The organism is Paraburkholderia kirstenboschensis (assembly GCF_904848585.1).
Classification (GTDB): Bacteria; Pseudomonadota; Gammaproteobacteria; order Burkholderiales; family Burkholderiaceae; genus Paraburkholderia; species Paraburkholderia kirstenboschensis.
Genome location: NZ_CAJHCR010000005.1, coordinates 46,344 through 62,981 on the forward strand (window position 1 = coordinate 46,344; position 16,638 = coordinate 62,981).

General features: G+C 62.9%; 16 protein-coding genes and 1 pseudogene. 7 read left to right on the forward strand and 10 right to left on the reverse strand.

What is annotated here, in order from left to right:
- Positions 1-30 precede the first annotated feature (30 nt).
- From JMY24_RS15630 to JMY24_RS15645, 4 genes are all read right to left on the reverse strand, one after another.
- Positions 31-1,359 carry an MFS transporter gene (locus JMY24_RS15630; protein WP_128597239.1) on the reverse strand — a complete coding sequence of 443 codons (1,329 nt, stop codon included), beginning with the start codon at positions 1,357-1,359 and terminating at the stop codon, positions 31-33.
- Between the two features lie 113 nt (positions 1,360-1,472).
- Positions 1,473-2,225 carry an SDR family NAD(P)-dependent oxidoreductase gene (locus JMY24_RS15635; protein ID WP_128597240.1) on the reverse strand — a complete coding sequence of 251 codons (753 nt, stop codon included), beginning with the start codon at positions 2,223-2,225 and terminating at the stop codon, positions 1,473-1,475.
- Between the two features lie 264 nt (positions 2,226-2,489).
- Positions 2,490-2,834, reverse strand: a complete 345-nt coding sequence (locus tag JMY24_RS15640) for a hypothetical protein (RefSeq protein ID WP_128585710.1) — start codon at positions 2,832-2,834, stop codon at positions 2,490-2,492.
- Positions 2,835-3,003: 169 nt separating this feature from the next.
- Positions 3,004-4,266, reverse strand: a complete 1,263-nt coding sequence (locus JMY24_RS15645) for an MFS transporter (RefSeq protein WP_128597241.1) — start codon at positions 4,264-4,266, stop codon at positions 3,004-3,006.
- A gap of 357 nt (positions 4,267-4,623) precedes the next feature.
- Between JMY24_RS15645 and JMY24_RS15650 the strand changes: the two genes are divergently transcribed.
- Complete coding sequence (locus tag JMY24_RS15650) at positions 4,624-4,896, forward strand: hypothetical protein (RefSeq protein WP_128585708.1); 273 nt, start codon at positions 4,624-4,626, stop codon at positions 4,894-4,896.
- 54 nt (positions 4,897-4,950) lie between these two features.
- Here the strand turns inward: JMY24_RS15650 and JMY24_RS38380 are convergent.
- Positions 4,951-5,258, reverse strand: a pseudogene (locus tag JMY24_RS38380) (hypothetical protein).
- A gap of 618 nt (positions 5,259-5,876) precedes the next feature.
- On the opposite strand from JMY24_RS38380, the gene JMY24_RS15655 reads away from it, so the two are divergent.
- The gene (locus JMY24_RS15655; protein ID WP_128585706.1) at positions 5,877-6,203 is read left to right on the forward strand and encodes an H-NS histone family protein; all 327 of its coding nucleotides are present in this window, start codon (positions 5,877-5,879) and stop codon (positions 6,201-6,203) included.
- A 28-nt stretch (positions 6,204-6,231) separates the two neighbouring features.
- Here JMY24_RS15655 and JMY24_RS15660 read toward each other — a convergent pair whose 3' ends face one another.
- Complete coding sequence (locus tag JMY24_RS15660) at positions 6,232-6,879, reverse strand: arsenate reductase/protein-tyrosine-phosphatase family protein (protein WP_236597416.1); 648 nt, start codon at positions 6,877-6,879, stop codon at positions 6,232-6,234.
- Positions 6,880-6,889: 10 nt separating this feature from the next.
- Entirely contained in the window at positions 6,890-7,570 is a 681-nt protein-coding gene (locus JMY24_RS15665) for a J domain-containing protein (RefSeq protein WP_128597242.1), read from the reverse strand.
- Between the two features lie 448 nt (positions 7,571-8,018).
- On the opposite strand from JMY24_RS15665, the gene JMY24_RS15670 reads away from it, so the two are divergent.
- From JMY24_RS15670 to JMY24_RS15690, 5 genes are all read left to right on the forward strand, one after another.
- Positions 8,019-8,678, forward strand: coding sequence for an NADPH-dependent FMN reductase (locus JMY24_RS15670; protein WP_201702365.1), 660 nt, complete (start codon positions 8,019-8,021; stop codon positions 8,676-8,678).
- Between the two features lie 326 nt (positions 8,679-9,004).
- The gene (locus tag JMY24_RS15675; RefSeq protein WP_128592439.1) at positions 9,005-9,220 is read left to right on the forward strand and encodes a transcriptional regulator; all 216 of its coding nucleotides are present in this window, start codon (positions 9,005-9,007) and stop codon (positions 9,218-9,220) included.
- 110 nt (positions 9,221-9,330) lie between these two features.
- Positions 9,331-10,248 carry a ferritin-like domain-containing protein gene (locus tag JMY24_RS15680; RefSeq protein ID WP_128597245.1) on the forward strand — a complete coding sequence of 306 codons (918 nt, stop codon included), beginning with the start codon at positions 9,331-9,333 and terminating at the stop codon, positions 10,246-10,248.
- A gap of 14 nt (positions 10,249-10,262) precedes the next feature.
- On the forward strand, positions 10,263-11,717 hold the full coding sequence (gene iaaH, locus JMY24_RS15685; protein ID WP_201702367.1) for an indoleacetamide hydrolase: 1,455 nt from the start codon (positions 10,263-10,265) through the stop codon (positions 11,715-11,717).
- A gap of 162 nt (positions 11,718-11,879) precedes the next feature.
- A complete protein-coding gene (locus JMY24_RS15690; RefSeq protein WP_128597262.1) occupies positions 11,880-12,599 on the forward strand; it encodes a CDP-diacylglycerol diphosphatase in 720 nt (239 codons plus the stop codon).
- A 192-nt stretch (positions 12,600-12,791) separates the two neighbouring features.
- Here the strand turns inward: JMY24_RS15690 and JMY24_RS15695 are convergent, their stop codons facing one another.
- Genes JMY24_RS15695 through JMY24_RS15705 form a run of 3 tightly spaced genes read right to left on the reverse strand, consistent with a single transcriptional unit; the run spans position 12,792 to position 16,626 of the window.
- Positions 12,792-13,604: a MetQ/NlpA family lipoprotein gene (locus JMY24_RS15695; RefSeq protein WP_128597247.1), complete on the reverse strand. Its 813-nt coding sequence runs from the start codon at positions 13,602-13,604 to the stop codon at positions 12,792-12,794.
- The gene (locus JMY24_RS15700) at positions 13,601-14,650 is read right to left on the reverse strand and encodes a formylglycine-generating enzyme family protein (protein ID WP_128597248.1); all 1,050 of its coding nucleotides are present in this window, start codon (positions 14,648-14,650) and stop codon (positions 13,601-13,603) included. The genes JMY24_RS15695 and JMY24_RS15700 overlap by 4 nt, the downstream gene beginning before the upstream one ends.
- 17 nt (positions 14,651-14,667) lie before the next feature.
- A complete protein-coding gene (locus tag JMY24_RS15705; RefSeq protein WP_201702369.1) occupies positions 14,668-16,626 on the reverse strand; it encodes an arylsulfatase in 1,959 nt (652 codons plus the stop codon).
- Positions 16,627-16,638 lie beyond the last annotated feature (12 nt).

Genomic DNA, 16,638 nt, shown 5'->3' on the forward strand with positions numbered 1-16,638 from the left:
GGCGTCAAACGTGTCGCCGGAAATGCGCCCTTAGCGGGCGCGGTGCAGCAAGTCCTGGATTTTGTCGGGCGCCTGCGCGCCGTCGCGACGCAGCAGCGTGCCGATCAGCAGCGCAGCGATCAGACTGGACGCGCCCAGCACGACCAGTCCCGCAGATGTCGAGGAAAACGCGCGTTCAGCCGCCGTGCGCAAGCTGGGCGCGATAAAGCCGCCAAGGCTGCCGAGCGAGTTGATCAGCGCGATGCCGCCCGCGGCGGCCGCACCGGTTAGCAGGCGTGTCGGGAAGGTCCAGAAAAGCGGTTGAGCCGCGATGAAGCCGCTTGCCGCGCAACACAACGAAATGAGCCCAATCGCAGGGTTATGAGCAAGGCCCGACACGCCGATGCCAAGACCCGCGACGACAAGCAATGCCGACGCCCAGAGCCGGTGTCCGCCCGTACGATCCGCGCGGCGCGGCACATACCAGGTCACCGCGAGCGCGCACAGCCAGGGCAATGCGGCGACGAGGCCGACATGAAATCCCACTGTCGTGCCGAGCAGAGCAGCGACTTGTTGTGGCAGATAAAAGATCACGCCGTACACGCTCATTTGAATCAGCAGATAGATCAGCGAGAGCAGCAGCACGCGACGATCCACCAACGCGGCGAGAAGGCGATGCGGCCCATGCGCGGACGCGGCACGCGCGTCTTCGTCCAGAGCCGAGCGCAGGCTCGCGCGTTCCTGCGCGTTAAGCCAGCGGGCATTTTCCGGACGATTGTCGAGATACCAGAATGCCCAAACGCCGACGAGCGTTGCCAGAATGCCTTCGACGAGAAAAAGCCACTGCCAGCCTGCAAGGCCGAGCGCTCCATCCAGTTCGAGCAGCGAGCCCGACAACGGACTGCCGAAAATAAACGCCAACGGCGCGCCGAAATAAAACATGCCGACGGCCCGCGCACGCGCACGCTGAGGAAACCAGTGGGTCAGGTAATAGATGACGCCGGGGAAAAAGCCTGCTTCGGCAACGCCCAGCAAGAAGCGCAGCGTGTAGAACGTCGTGGCGGTATGAGCGAGACACATTGCCGCCGATACGAGTCCCCATGTCACCATGATGCGGCACATCCAGGCACGCGCGCCGACGCGATGCAGCAGCAGATTACTTGGCACTTCGAACAATGCATAGCCGACAAAGAACACGCCCGCGCCGAATGCGAACGCTGCGTTCGAGAGCCCCGTGTCGTGTTGCAATGCCTTTTGCGCGAAGCCGATGTTCGCGCGGTCGAGAAACGCCAGCACGTACATCAGCAGCAGGAACGGCAACAGCCGGCGCATTACCTTGCTGTTGATCGCCTCCAGTGAAGCGCTCGCATGCGGGTCCATGTCGTCTCCTTCGCGTAGCTCGCGTTGGCGGCTCCGCGGTTCTTGTGTATCGTGCTGCTTGCGGCTCGTATGTTCCGGGCGTCGTATAGGCAGGCGACGCCCCGCGCGAGTGCTCAGTAAGTGGCGCGTCCGCCCGACAGGTCGAATACCGAGCCAGTGCTGAACGCGCAGTCCTCGGATGCAAGCCAAAGAATCAGCGATGCCGCTTCCTCGGGCAGCAGGAAACGGTTCATCGGAATCTTCGAGAGCATGTAGTCGATGTGCTGCTGCGACATCGAATCGAAAATCTCCGTCTTGGCGGCAGCGGGCGTGACCGCGTTGACGAGAATGTTTTTCGTCGCGAGTTCCTTGCCGAGCGATTTTGTGAGGCCGATAAGCCCCGCCTTCGACGCGCTGTAATGCGAGGCGTTCGGGTTGCCCTCCTTGCCCGCCACCGACGCGATGTTCACGATCCGTCCATAGCCCTGCTTCAGCATCTGCGGAACGACCGCGCGGCACGTGAGGTACGGGCCGATCAGGTTCACGTCGATCACGCGGCGCCAGACGTCCGGCTCCAGCTCCCATGTGGTGCCGTTGCCGCCGGTGATACCCGCGCAGTTGACCAGAACGTCGATCGCGCCGTGATCGGCGACGGTCTGCTCGACAGCCTGCGCCACAGCCGCTTCCTGCGTGAGTTCGACAGTCACTGCCGTCACCTTGCCGAGTTCGCTGAGCTCACGCTGACTGCGCGCGAGACGTTCGGCATCGACGTCCCATAGCGCGACCGACGCGCCCGATTGCAGCGCCCGTTGCGCCACCGCGTAGCCGATGCCGCGAGCGCCGCCCGTAATGGCGACAACGCGTCCTTCCAGATCGATTCGATTCATTTGTGTCTCCTGTCGCACGGTTGACGCGCGCCCAAGTTGTTGTAGCCGTTAGCGTCCGTGTTGCGCTTCACGTCAATATACGAGCGACGCGATGCCTCAACAATCCGAGAATTGGAAAGGTCGATAACAAAAGCGGATCGAGATATGGCGGCGGACAGGCAAGCGCCAAGGGAAAGACTTCCGGGGAACGGAATGCGAGAGGGTTGCTGCAACTGCGATGCGTGGCCGTGACGCGCGTCGCGACCGTACATCAATAAGGCCACATCAGAGCGCTTCCTGGCAAAGCGCCATCATTCGCTGAACCATTGTGCTCGCTTCGTTCAGTTCCATTTCGTTCGTGAAGAGCGCCTGCACATTCGACAGTCGAACGGCCACGCCTGCGTCCTTCAGGTCCCGGCTCGCGATCTTCAAAGCGAGTTGCCCGATCCTCACACGCTCGAGCCAGTGCATGCTCATGTCGTTTTTCGCGAGCCATTGGCGGCAGCATTGGACGACGTGATCCACGCGCCATTCGGCACTGAGTGCATAGGATGCGGCCGCGATCGCTACGAGGAAGCACAGCAGTTCCGCGCGCGTGGCAGAGGGTTGTGTCGATTCCGTGTTTTTCATCCGCTTGTCTTTTGCCTGCGTGGGGCCTGGCTTTCGCTTGCTTTTGGCTTGTGCTTCATCGTCAGCACTCGCCGGGCGTGTCAGGCGTATAGATAGTCAGCAAACGAAACTGCGGGCGCGCGCTTGAAAATCAACACCTCCGTCGACGCCCGCGGACCCGGATGCGTGACTAGTCGCCACACGCCGCACTGCACTCGGCGCAAGCTACCGCTTTCGGCGCGAGTTTGCCCGCGCTGCTTCTGCCGAAGCTCACGAGCGCCGCCAGGCCGAGCAACGCCAGCCCGCTGCCGAACAAAAAGTCGGTGGAAATGCCCACCTGGTCGACCACGATACCGCCAATCAGCGAGCCCACCGCGATCGCCACCTGAATGATGCTCACGAACAGCGCGGAGCCGGCTTCCGGTGAATCGGGCGTCGCTTGCTGAATCCAGATGCTGAAGCATAGCGGCAACGCACCGAAAGAAATGCCCCACGCGAGTACGAGCGCGACGACGCCAATCGATGAATGCTGCAACATGGGCAGCAGAATGAGCGCGAACATCAGCAGCGAGATCATTGCGCCGAGCGAGATTTTCAGGCTGCGCGTGACCGTCGACGAAACCGCAAAGTTCGAGAAGAACCCGATGATGCCGAAGCCGAGCAACAGCCAGGTAACGGTCGCCATCGTCAGATTTGCATTGCGCAGCAGGAACGGCGTGATGTACGTGTACGACGAGAAATGCGCGCCGAACACGAGTCCAACCATCATCATGCTCCGGCGCGGATAGGGCCTGCGCAGCAGCGAAACCAGGTCGTGCAGACGCAATGCGGCGCTCGACGGCAAGGACGGCACGAACACGAACTGCGCGATGAGCGCAGCCGCGACGAGGCCGCCCGTTGCCATGAACGACGCGCGCCACGACGCGAAGCTCGCAATGAAGGTTCCGAGCGGCACGCCGATCACCGTTGCACAGGTGACGCCGGTGAGAATGGTGGCCATTGCGCGGGCCGAATCTTTCGGCAGCACGAGACGCCCGGACGCCGCAGTCGCGAGTGTCCAGAAACCGCCTAGCGCGGCGCCGAGCAATGCGCGGCCCACCAGCATCAAACCGAAGTTCGGCGCAAACGCGGAAATCAGATTCGACGCGAGCAATAAGGCGGTGAGTAACAGAAACACGAGCCGCCGATCCATGCGGCCGGCGACCAGCATCAAGCCGGGCGCCGAGATCGCGGCAATAACGCCGGGCACGGTGACCATTAAGCCGGCCGTGCCGGGAGACACGCCGAGATCCGCCGCGATGCGTGGCAACAGGCCGACCGGCAAAAATTCCGTGGTGACGAACGCGAAGGCGCCGATTGCAACGGCCACGACGGCGAGCCACGAACGTAGCGACGACGATGGCACATCGTCGGGCGCGACGGCGCTCGTCGGCAGATTATCTTCTCTTAACATAGTATTGTTTGCGGGTTATTAACAACGAATGGGATTGGAGCGGCTGCACATTGCTAATCACCTTCGAGGATCGACTCGCAGCCTGTACAGCATGAGTAAAAAAGCAGGCCGTATTGGCCTGCTCTTGGAATTCGATCGACGAAGCGGTGGGGACAATGCTGAACGAACACACCTTAACATCGTATTAAATCGTTCGCTGGACACTGCGAAAAATTGCAGTCGTGGGTGGGGTTATTCACGCATCGTTGCGCGTTCAACATTCATACGACGCGCGACGCATGGAAACGTGGGCATGGTGCTTGCTGAAAACGCGAACAGCATCCAGTGCACTCATCGCTCACTCAAAGGACTTCGAACATGGTTAGCACCCGCCCCTGCACCGCGACCTGCGTCATCGACGGCATGCCAGTCACCCTGACCTTCTATCCCGACAACGGCGTACTGCGGATCGCCGATCCGTCGGGTACATGTATCAAGGAAACGCGCTGGCATTCGTCGTGGCGTTCGTTGCTGGACGAATTCCGCCGCTTTGGCGAGCGCGCCGCGATGCAAGGGCCGGGGGCAGAGGCAATGGTGAGCCGCATCGTCGAAAGCTCCGAAAACACGACCGCGCAACCCGCGCTGGCATGAACGGAAGCGCGAGGCGGTGCGGCACTAGCGCATCGCCTCGTCGTACCCGAAGCCTTACTGACCGAAGTAAATCCTGCATTGCGGCCCGCTGGAGCAGGGCATATTTTGCCGCCCCCCCGCTTCGGACCGCCCCGCCGCTGTCCCGCCATAAGAGACGTTCTGAACCGGCTGCGAGGCTGTTGCGGCAGGTTCGATCAACGACATGTCGGTCTCGCCTGTGCCGATTCATTCGCATGCTGCATCAACCTGTGGCCGGCGGATGAACCCGTGCCCGGTTGAGTTGCCGCGTCGTCGGCGCTCGCCGCTCGCGGCGCGAGGAAAAGAACGGCGCTTACCAACGCCATCAATAAACGTAGTTTCATGGTCCAGACTCCTTGAATCCGGCGCAGCAGTATCGTCCCTCCTCAATAATCGATCTGCGTAAAAAGCCATCCGGCCGATGGAGGCCGACGCAAGTGCCAATGTGACGCGGGCCTGCTGCGTCGACTCGTAGAATGCAACCAGCAACGAGTCTCCCGCGCCCTGGCCGGCGCCGGATGCGCTAGTACAATGCCGGATCAGGCGCCTCAGGCTGGAAAACACGGATTGTTCTCTCCGCTATTCTTTTATAGTTCGGCCGCCACGGAATTCAAACTGACCGGCAGAACGGGTGAACAATACTGGGGGCGGAGCGGACAACCTCCGCATGAGCGTTCAAATGCGACAAAATCAGTTAAAACGGTGCGTGCATTGCGCGCGCAGTGCGTTATGATGCTGTCACAACCACAAGAAAGGGCCGCGCGCAAAACGCCGTCGTAAGACAGTGCGTGGACGCGAGACCAGCCGCCCAAATCAGTGCATCGTCATCATCGTTTTTTCCAATTTCGATCAATAACCTCACCGCGGACCGGCGCCATTTAAATGGACTCGAAGCTCTCGCGGGTTTTCCTCGCAATCTGCATTTGACAGAACGCTGGACGCTTTAGAAGGACTAATATCTTATGGACGAAAGGAAGCGAGATAGCATGATTGCGTATCTCCGCCATCGCATGGAAGAGTTTGGCATCAGACCGGAAGACCTTGCCGCCCTGCTAGCATCCGAACCTGCCGCGCAAAAGAATGCGCGCTACCGCAGCGCGACAGGAGACAGCTGGGACGGCCAGGGGGAAATGCCTCAGTGGCTCAAGCAGGCAATCAGCGCAGGCCAATCAATCGACCATTTTGAATTATCAGCTCCGCCCGCACCCGCGCCGCAGCCGAAAAAGCGCGTCGACTGGAAAAACGATCCATTTGCAGGCAGTCCGCTCGCGCGCCCGAACGACCACTGAGCGGCCAGCGCCGCGCTATCGCGACACATTACAGGTTGGGCAAATTGGCCGGGGCACGAGGGCGCGCACCGCGGGCCGACGTCGCTCGCGACAGCAGCGCATCTTGCGGCGCTTCAATAAAGGCGCTTAACTGACGCACGATTTGCCAGAACACCTTTTGAAATAGCCGAACGCGCTCTGACTCGGATATACCGTCGGCGAGCGGATCGGCGAAATGCCAAGCAGAGAGCTCGGGATCTCCCGGAAAGGCGGGCGCATGCGGAGGCGCAACGCTCGCGTCGAGCGCGATCACGAGGTCCATGCGGGGCGCCCATTCGCCGGTAAATTCAAGCCAGCTTTTCGGGCATAGCACGCCGAGGTCCGAAACGCCGGGCCGCAATTGCGCCACCGTCAATGGATGGATCCGCAAGGTCGGTTCCGGCCCCGCGCTGAATGCCTCGAACCGGTGCCCAGCCAGTTCCCGCAGCAAAGCTTCTGCCATGATGCTGCGTGCTGAATTCTCGCGGCAGAGAAACAGCACTTTATATTTCTTGGTCACGCTTACCCCGTACTCTGTTTTTGTATCTTCTATGCGCGATTGTGCCCGCTGAGTCTTGCGCCCCCGTGACACTACGATGTCTTTATTCCGCGCGCTACGGGAATTGCCCTGGAAGCGCTCCCAAAAGGGGACGAGCAAGGCCGGATAATCAGAACTTCAGCCCATTGAGGAACTGAAACCACAGCCCGCCCAAGCCTCCGGCTGTATTCGTTTCGCCTGCGGCTTCCTCGCGTTTGCCGTGAGCTGCGCGAGCGGCATGCGCGTCGCGATCGGCAGTTTCTTCCCTGTGAAGGCCCGCCGCTGCCGGTTCAAATGACCTGTCGGCGCTCGCTTCGGCGGACGCGGCCTCGGCAGTCGTTCCATTTGCAGCGGTCTCGCGCCGCGAAGCCTGCAGCGCCGCTACGCTGTCCGCAATCTGCGCGGCCCGCGCCGGATCGCATTCTCGCCCGAGCAGTACGCCGAACAGTACATCGCGGTTATGGCCTTCGTCGGCGAAACGCATTGCTAGTGCGACCATCCTGGCGTAAGCCGCCTCGTTCGCCGCGCGCGCCGCCGCCTCGCGCTCTGCTTGGGCCTGTTGATGGCGCGCGCGCTGCGCCTCCCATTCCCGCATCTGCTCGGCGTAGACGGCGTCGTACACCTTGCGCTGCTGGGCGTCGGAGAGAATCGCATAGGCGTCGCGAATTTCCTGGAAGGTGGCGCGCGCAACTTCCTCTGAGCCCACGTTGCGGTCGGGATGCCACTTCATCGCGGCCTTGCGGTACGCGCGCTTGATTTCTTCGCCGGTGGCGTGCATGGGCACGCCGAGGGTGTCATAAAGGGTTGCCATTTGCCTGCTCGACCTCGCCGGATATCGTGTCGCGGACCATCGTAGCACGCGAGAAACGGGCGGAACGTGAACACGCGGCGTCTACACGCGGCGCGAAACCGGCGAACAAAAAAAAGCCCCGCCACCAAAGTGGCGAGGCCGAGTCCCATGTCAAGGAGTGTCATGGAGGAGACGCTTCGATCATAACGGCCACCACTTGCGCTTCCAAACAATTGTTCGCCATATGCTTATCGGGGCCGCTCACGTGCGCACAATCCAGTGCGATCGACGCAATCAACACGCGCGGCGCCGCGCGCTCACGCCTCGCAGTTATATGGTTAGAACAAAAAGTCGCTTCGTGCGGGGCGCCGCGCTCATTAAGATGGTGCTTCAAAGTCCGGTTTAGCCGGGCCCGCCTCAGCGCGGACTCGCGCGAAAGCGCCGTGATCCGCTACCGAAGGAGCATTCGTTGACCAGTTTCGACCATAACCGCCGGCCGCTCGTTGTCGGCATTGGCGGCACGACGCGGGCGGCCTCGTCGACCGAGCGCGCGCTCGGCTTTGCGTTGCGCGGCGCCCAGGCGGCGGGTGCCACCACCCGGCTGTTCGGCGGCACGTTCCTGCATAGCCTGCCGCATTACGCGCCGGAACACAGCGAACGCACCGACGAACAGCTCGAACTGATCGAAGCCGTGCGCCACGCCGACGCGCTGATCATCGCGACGCCGGGCTATCACGGCGGCGTCTCGGGTCTCGTCAAGAACGCGCTCGACACGCTGGAAGAACTACGCGCCGACGAGCGTCCTTACCTGGATGGCCGCGCGGTCGGCTGCATCGTTACCGCCTATGGCTGGCAAGCCGCGGGTTCCGTGCTGACTTCTCTGCGCTCGATCGTGCACGCGTTGCGCGGCTGGCCGACGCCATTCGGCGCCGGCATCAACACGCTCGAAACGCGCTTTGACAGTGTCGACACCTGTTCCGACGCAAAGGTGGTCGATCAACTCGCCACCGTCGGCCAGCAAGCCGCGCAATTCGCGCTGGCGTTCAACGCGCATCGCGCGGCAAGCCCGAATGCAGCGGGCACCTCCCTGCAGCAAGCGCAACCCGCGCGTCTGCTGCACGCGGTTTAAAACCCTCGTCTACGACGCCCCGGGCCGCATTCGCGGATCCAGGGCGCTCGCCCTCGCACGAACCGTGCGCCACATAACAGACTAATAACGCTGCGCGCGCGATAGTGTGTCCGAACCCGGCAAACATGCCGTTACCCGATCTTTCGACAAGCGTTCCGGACATCCGCTGATTTGCTTGCGAAGAATGATTGGTTCACGGGCCCTTCAGTGCGGCCTACGCTTGAGCCTGCCCGCCGACTCATCCGCCGCCTGATGCCTACGCGAACGCGTGGCGTCATATGCACCGGCTCCTTGCAACACACGCGGGCATCTTCACTGCCACCACTATGAATTCACATATCCGCTACAAGGGCTACGAAGTCGCACCGGCCGTGCAACGTTTGCCCAATGGGCTGTTCGCCGCCAACCTGACCATCGAAAAAGCCAGCGCGAGCCGTAGCCAGGCGTATTGTTTCGACGCGCTCGACTATTTCTTCGACGAAGAACACGCCCTCGCCTACGCGTTTCGCTGGGGACGCATGTGGGTCGATAATCAGCAGTGACCTTGCGGCGACGACGATGAGTAGCCGTCGGCGGTGCAGTGCAAGCGCCGTATCTCGGGGCAATGTGACAGAATAGGCGGCACATCGAGTTCGCTCTCTGTACGCTTGCCATGTCCGACACATTGATAGATGTAGCCGCCGACCACAGCCTGCGCCACTGGACCTTCACCGGCACCGCCCGCGTGAAGGTCGGCTCCGAGACGCACAAGCACATGTTCTGCCGCATGTTGCTCGAGACTCACGATCCCTACAAACCCGCCGTGATCAACTGGCCTGCGCTGTCGCCGGATGCCCTCGAGCGGCTCTGCTCGCTGCCCATCTGGGACATCGCGGTGCAGACCGAAGGCCGCGCGTCGATCGACGTTCACACCTACGCCGCGCAACTGAGCGACCCGCTGCTGCGCGAAGCCATCACGATGGACGGCGACGAAGAGGCCCGTCACAAACGAGTGCTCGCAAAGCTGATCGCTGCATACGGCATCGAGATCGCGCCCGAGCCGCACTACCCGCCGCCGCGCGATGCCGAATGGGCATGGATGCGCACGGGCTACAGCGAGTGCATCGACAGTTTCTTCGCGTTCGGCCTCTTCCGCGCCGCGCAGCAGTCAGGCTATTTTCCCGAAGCGCTCGTCGAAACTTTCGAGCCCGTGATTCAGGAAGAAGCACGCCACATTCTGTTTTTCGTCAACTGGGTCGCGTGGCATCGACATAACATGCCGCTATGGCGCAGGCCGTGGCATGCGTTGCGCGTGGCCGCGATATGGGCCGTGCTGATCTGGGAGCGCGTGGCGATCGCGAGAGGCATCGACGCGAACGGCGTCGCGCACGACTCGAACTTCCTGCCCGCCAACAGCAGCGTGATCGGCAAAGGGCTCGAAACGCCCGAGCTGATCGAGCTATGCCTCGCGGAAAACGACCGCCGCATGAGCGGCTACGACGCGCGGCTGCTGCGTCCGCGGCTCGTGCCCGCGCTCGCACGATTCGCGTTGCGCTTCATCAAACGTTCGCGCCGAACGGACACTGCATGACAAGGAGCACGTCCATGACATGGACCGTCGATGAACAGCTTGCGTTGAGTGCAACCGACGCCGTCGCCGCGATCCAGTCGGGCGGGCTCAAAGCAACGGACTACGTCGCGACACTTCTCGCGCGAGCGGCCGCGCTCGGCACGCTCAACGCGCTGACCGTGATCGATCTCGACGGCGCCCTCGCCGCCGGCCGGCGCATCGACGCGCTGCCCGCGGCGGCCAGGGCGCAACTGCCGCTTGCCGGACTGCCGATCGTCGTCAAGGACAACATCAATACCGTGGGACTGCAGACGTCCGCAGGCACTCCCGCTCTGGAAGGTTTCGTGCCGAACACCAACGCGCCTTCGGTGCAGCGGCTCATAGACGCTGGGGCGATCATTCTCGGCAAGGCCAACATGCACGAGCTCGCGTTCGGCATCACGAGTACCAATCTCGCGACGCATGCGCGGCCGGTGCGCAATCCGTACGATCCCACGCTGATTCCGGGAGGCTCGTCGGGCGGCACGGCGGTGGCAATTGCTGCACGCGTCGCGCCCGCGGGCCTCGGCACCGACACCGGCGGCTCGACACGCATTCCCGCCGCGTTGACCGGCACCGCGGGCTTTCGGCCGTCGGTTGGCAATGGCGGCGCCGAGCGGCGCTATCACGACCCGGATGCCGTGGTGCCGATCAGCCATACGCGCGACACCGTCGGGCCGATGGCGCGCAGCGTAGCCGATATCGCGCTGCTCGACGGCGTGATTACCGGCGCGGGTCCGTTGCCCACCGTCGCGCTGAACGGCTTGCGCATCGGCTTGCCGGCGCCGCTGTGGGACGCTCTGGAGCGGCAGGTCGAGGACGTTGCACGCGCCGCGCTGAAACGGCTCGAAGCAGCGGGCGTTGTTTTCGTGCCGGTGGCGATGAGCGAACTCAACGACCTGAACGGCATGGTCGGCGGCCCAATCGCTATTCACGAAGCGCTCGGCGATATGAACGCCTGGCTCGCTGCCAACCAGGCGCCGGTGCAGACCGTCGGCGAACTGGCGGCTCGCATTGCGAGCCCCGATGTCCGTGCGATTTACGACGAGGTGCTCGCGGGCTCGCTCGACTCGCACTATGAGGCGGCGCTCAATCACTGGCGGCCGTTGCTGCAGGCCTATATCGCTGCGACTTTCGCCGACGAACGCCTCGATGCGCTGCTGTTCCCCACCACACGGCTCGCTGCTGTGCCGGCCGACGAGATCAACGGTTCGTCGACGGTCTCGATCGACGGCGGGCCGCCCGTCGATACGATGGAGGCGTTCCTGCGCAACGCCGAACCGGCCAGCACGTCCGGCATTCCCGGACTGTCGTTGCCTGCGGGAATGAGCGCATACGGTTTGCCGGTCGGTCTCGAACTGGATGGGCCGCTGGGCAGCGACAGGCGCCTGCTCGCAATCGGCGTGGCGTTCGAACAGTTATTGGGCGCATTGCCGCCGCCCGTGCTTTAAGAAAGATAAAACATGCCGATAGAAATGACCCGGGCTTACGCTCATGATCATGCGCGTGCTCACGCGCCGATAAAAACACCTGAAAATACGCATCGAGTCTCCGAACCTGGTGACCGACCAACGGAGAATCGCACGAGTTACTTCCGGCGCGTCGTCGCGGCGCTGGGCATCGCGCTTGCCGCCGCCGGATGCGCGCGTCTTGCGGCCGTCGATTCCAATGCGTTATGGAAGATCGTGGATATGCGCTGCGTGCCTTCGCAACAGGCGACCGGCACGCCCGGTCAATGCACGTTCGTGGATCTCGACAAACGCTACGCAATCCTGAAGGATATCGTCGGCCGCTCGCAGTATCTGCTGATCCCGACAGACCGTATCAGCGGCATTGAAAGTCCGCTCGTGCTCGCACCACATGCGCCGAGCTATTGGGCCGACGCGTGGGCCTCACGCGACTACGTGAATCGGTCGGTGAAGCGGACGCTGCGCGACGATCAGTTGGGGCTCGAAATCAACTCCCAATTCCGCCGCACGCAGAACCAGTTGCATATTCATATCGACTGCATGCGCCGCGATATCAGCGACGCGCTCGCGCGCCACGCGAAAGATGCGCCCGGCGAATGGCATTGGGACACGCTCGAGGGCAGCCGTTACCGGATCATGCGAGTTACCGCGCTGAGCGGCACGAGCGATCCGTTTCGTCTTGTTTCGCGCGACAACCGTAACGCCGAAGCAATGGCAATGCAAACCATCCTTGTGACGGGAGCGGGACCATCGGCTGAGAAAGACGGCTGGCTAGTCGTGAATAGCGGCCTCGATGCGGACAATGGCAGCGGGTCCGCCGAAGGTCTTCTCGATCACTCATGCCGCGTCGCCGACGCCTCGTAGCAGCAACCAGGTCTCGACACGCGCTGCGTCAGAAGCGACCGCGTTATTGAAGATTGGCCGCGGGTTCGAGAGGACGTCTCGTGCATGCGCATAGGCATCGGCGGTCCCTGTGGTGGAACAGCTCCGGCAAGGCCATAGACGGAGCGCTGTTACAGCACTTTCCGCACGCCGAGCATGCAAGCGAGAACGCACTCACCATGGCCGGCGCACCGAGTCCTGATAGCGCGTCAGAATGAAATGCGCGACATCGTTCGAGTGATAAGCCGACACCAGTTGCGCGACCCACGGCTCGCCCCGCTCGGCCTCGCGCACCGCCAACACACCGGCGTACGGTGAACGGGCGTCTTCGATGCCGATGCTGTCGCGTGCCGGATAAAGTCCCGCCAGTTGCGCGCTCTCGCTGTCCATCACGACGATCGTCGCCGCGTTCAGCGCCGCGACGAGCCGCTTGCGCGGCAGCGCACGCAGCGTCAGATTCAGGCGGTTGCCCGTCACATCCCGCAACGTAGCGTGAAGGCCGGCGCGGTCGTCGAAACTTAGCAGTGTGTAGTTTTGCAGCAGGACCAGCGCGCGCGCCATGCCTTCTGGGTCGTCAGGAATGACTATGCTCGCGCCTCGCCGGATCTGCGCGAGGCTCGTCAGCTGGCGCGAATAGAGCGCCATTGGCAGCGTGACCGTCGTCGCCACTTCATAAAGCGGGTAGCCGTGTTTTCTGCGCGACGCTTCAAAACTTTGGCCGTCTTCGAAGCTCGCGGCGTCGATTCGATGCGCGGCAAGCGCCGCGTCGATCTGCGCGCCGCTATCGAACGTCACCACATCGATATCGAGTCCGCGAGCGGTTGCCACGCGCCGTACTTCGTTCATGATTTCGGCATGCGTGCCGCGCGTGACGCCGACTTTCACAGCCGGCTGCGCGACATGCGCGATAACTGCTGCTCCCCACGTAGCCGCCGCGCCAATCAATGCAGCGCTAATCGCTGCGTTCACAAGGCATCGCGGTTTCATCCTTTGATGTCCCGCAAGATGGTCCTGAAACCGATATGCGATGCCGGCAGATCCGCTTCCTGCTGCTCGCGCGACGACGCGCGGTAGCGCACGCAGTAATCTCGCGAGCACAGGAAGGAGCCGCCCTTGATGACCATCGGCGTGTCGTGTCTGCGCGCGGGCGGTGCGATTGCCGCGGTATCGCCATTCGTATGCGACTGGTGCTCGCCCGTGTAGACGTCTTTGGTCCACTCCCATGCATTGCCGATCATGTCGTACAGCTTGAACCCGTTGGCCGCATAACAGCCGACGGGCGACAGACCCACATGCTTGTCCTCGTTGGTATTGAGAACGGGGAACACGCCTTGCCAGTAATTGGCGGCGGGCTTGCCGTGCGCATCGCGCGGTGCCGTGTCGAGGTCCGCGCCCTCCTGCCCGCCCTTCGCCGCGTATTCCCATTCAGCTTCTGTCGGCAAGTCGCGGCCGAGCCAGCGCGCATACGCGAACGCATCGGCTTGCGTGACGAGCGTCACCGGTTGGCTCATTTGCCCGTCGATGCTGCTGCGCTCGCCCGTGGGATGCCGCCATGACGCGCCCTTGACCCAGGTCCACCACGCAAGGTCGCGCGCATTCATTTCTTCCCGCGTCGGAGAGTGGAAGACGGCCGCGCCGCCCTGCTTTTCGGCGTCGGTGACATAGCCGGTCGCGCGGACGAACGCGGCGAATTGCGCATTCGTCACATCGGTCTGATCGATCCAGAAACCACCGACGCGCGTGCGGCCGTCGCCAGCCGGCCGCTCGTTTTCATAACCGCGTGTGCTGCCGAGCACGAAGGTGCCGCCGTGCAGATGCACCATGCCGGCCTTCGGGTCGTCGCGCCAGCCGGCGGGTAAACCGGCGTAGCGCTCGCACTGCGCTTCTGAGCCGAGCGGGGCGAGCGGGCGCGTGCGGTTCAGATCGTCGAAGCCGGCCGTTCGTGCGGGCCACGCCGCGACCGCGAAAGCCGCGCAGAAAACGGCGGCGAACAGGCCGCCACACCCGGCAAGCGTTCTTGCTCTGATGCTCATGACAGTGGCAAGCCCGCTCAGTAGTAGCCGCGTGGCCGCAGGGGTTCGACGCCGCCGACAGCGGACATGTATGCGTTCCACTGCTGCACGAGTCCGTCGATGATCGACGGATTCTGCGCCGCCACGTCCGTGGTCTCGCCTCTGTCCGACGTCATGTCGTACAGCTGCCAGTGGCCATCGACGGGCCCGAGCGGCGGCTCGGTCCACAACGCCTTCCATTTGCCGTCAGCGCTGCGCAGATAGCCGCGGCCGTATGCTTCATCGCCGAACGACGTGGTATGCACGTCGGTATTCGACAGGTCGTTCAGAACCGCCAGCAACGATTTCCCGGTGACCGGATACACATAGCGGTTGTTGTAGACCACCTTGCCCTTGTTCTGATCGACACCTGTCAGCGAGTTGATCAGCGACGGCGCCGGCTGCGTCGGCGGCGTCACGCCCGCAACGGCGAGGAACGTGGCCGTGTTGTCGGTGACGTGCGTGAAGACACGCAAGGTCGGTTTTTGCGTGGTCTGGCCGGGCAGATGCACGATCAACGGCGTGGATACGCCGCCCTCGCCGGAATAGCCCTTGGTGAGGCGGAACGGCGCCGCGCTGACTTCGGCCCAGCGCAAGCCGTACTGCAAGCGCTTCGCGTTCTGCAGCCCGTTGTCGGTGCCGAGCGTCGAATAGACCGGCTCAGCCGCGTTCGCCGTATCGGTCGCCGTTGGGTCCGCGCCGGAGTCGATCGGCCAGCCTTCGGCCCCGTTGTCCGACTGGAACATGATGAACGTGTTGTCGTACTCGCCAATGTCCTTCAGATGCTGGATCAAAAGGCCGATGTTGTGATCGAGATTCTCGACCATGCCGGCATAGATCTCCATGTAGCGCGCCTGCGCTTTCTTTTCATCGGCGGACAGGCTCGCCCACGACTTGTTCACATTGCCCGGACCATAGTCGCTATAACCTTGCGCGGCGCTATGTACGGCGCTGACGTACTTCGCGTTGACGGTGCCGTTGCCGGCGGTTGCCGGCGTAGCCGCCAGTGTTTCGGGAGCGCCCGCATACGGGTTGAAATCGGCGGGAATGATGCCGAGCGCCTTTTGCCGCGCGATGCGCGCCGCCCGGACCACGTCGTAGCCGGCGTCGTATTTGCCGGCATACTTGTGCAGGTACGGTTCAGGCACCTGCAACGGCCAATGTGGCGACGTGTACGCCGCATACGCAAAAAACGGCTTGCCGTCGCTCCTGTTCGAATCGATGTACGAGATCAGTCTTTGCGTATAGAAATCGGTCGAATAGAACACGGCCGGACTGCCGCCCGCGCCGCCCGGTTGTCCCGGCTGACCGGGCTGAACGTACTGCCCGTCTTCGGTATAGTTCTTCGAGCCGGCGGGCTCGTGTGCGAAGTGATTCGTAGCCGCGCCGCCGAGCAGCGCATAACTATGCTCGAAGCCCCATTGATCCGGCGTCTGTCCGCTGCCCGTCGCGCTGCCCGCAATGCCCGAGCCGATATGCCACTTGCCCGCCATGTACGTGTGATAGCCGGCGTCCTTGAGCAGTTGTGCGACCGACAACGCGCGGTCGTTCAGATAGCCTTCGTAGCCGGGCAGACCTTTGCGTTCGTCGGTCGGCACACCCATCGTGCCTTCGCCGACCAGGTGGTGGTCGGTGCCGGAAATCAGCATCGCTCGCGTGATCGCGCAGACGGTGCCTGTGTGATGGTTCGTCAGAATGCGCCCGGATTGCACGAGCGCATCGAGATTCGGCGTGTCGATGTCGCCGCCGAACGCGTGAATATCCGAGTAGCCCAGATCGTCCGCCATGATGTACAGAATGTTCGGGCGCTTCGCGGCCACCGGCGTGGCAGCCGGCGGTGTTGGAGAAACCCCGCCGGAACACGATGCAAGCGCAACCACACTGGCAACTGCGGCACCGAGTGCCCGCAGCCTGGGAATGGTGGGGAACGCCGCCGGATGCGATCTCGAACTTTTCATCGTTGTATTGGC

Excerpts from the sequence above, each read along its gene's own strand:
- JMY24_RS15630 (WP_128597239.1), bottom strand. The coding sequence starts at position 1,359 with ATGGACCCGCATGCGAGCGCTTCACTGGAGGCGATCAACAGCAAGGTA.
- JMY24_RS15635 (WP_128597240.1), bottom strand. The coding sequence starts at position 2,225 with ATGAATCGAATCGATCTGGAAGGACGCGTTGTCGCCATTACGGGCGGC.
- JMY24_RS15640 (WP_128585710.1), bottom strand. The coding sequence starts at position 2,834 with ATGAAAAACACGGAATCGACACAACCCTCTGCCACGCGCGCGGAACTG.
- JMY24_RS15645 (WP_128597241.1), bottom strand. The coding sequence starts at position 4,266 with ATGTTAAGAGAAGATAATCTGCCGACGAGCGCCGTCGCGCCCGACGAT.
- JMY24_RS15650 (WP_128585708.1), top strand. The coding sequence starts at position 4,624 with ATGGTTAGCACCCGCCCCTGCACCGCGACCTGCGTCATCGACGGCATG.
- JMY24_RS15655 (WP_128585706.1), top strand. The coding sequence starts at position 5,877 with ATGGACGAAAGGAAGCGAGATAGCATGATTGCGTATCTCCGCCATCGC.
- JMY24_RS15665 (WP_128597242.1), bottom strand. The coding sequence starts at position 7,570 with ATGGCAACCCTTTATGACACCCTCGGCGTGCCCATGCACGCCACCGGC.
- JMY24_RS15675 (WP_128592439.1), top strand. The coding sequence starts at position 9,005 with ATGAATTCACATATCCGCTACAAGGGCTACGAAGTCGCACCGGCCGTG.
- JMY24_RS15680 (WP_128597245.1), top strand. The coding sequence starts at position 9,331 with ATGTCCGACACATTGATAGATGTAGCCGCCGACCACAGCCTGCGCCAC.
- iaaH (WP_201702367.1), top strand. The coding sequence starts at position 10,263 with ATGACATGGACCGTCGATGAACAGCTTGCGTTGAGTGCAACCGACGCC.
- JMY24_RS15695 (WP_128597247.1), bottom strand. The coding sequence starts at position 13,604 with ATGAAACCGCGATGCCTTGTGAACGCAGCGATTAGCGCTGCATTGATT.
- JMY24_RS15700 (WP_128597248.1), bottom strand. The coding sequence starts at position 14,650 with ATGAGCATCAGAGCAAGAACGCTTGCCGGGTGTGGCGGCCTGTTCGCC.
- JMY24_RS15705 (WP_201702369.1), bottom strand. The coding sequence starts at position 16,626 with ATGAAAAGTTCGAGATCGCATCCGGCGGCGTTCCCCACCATTCCCAGG.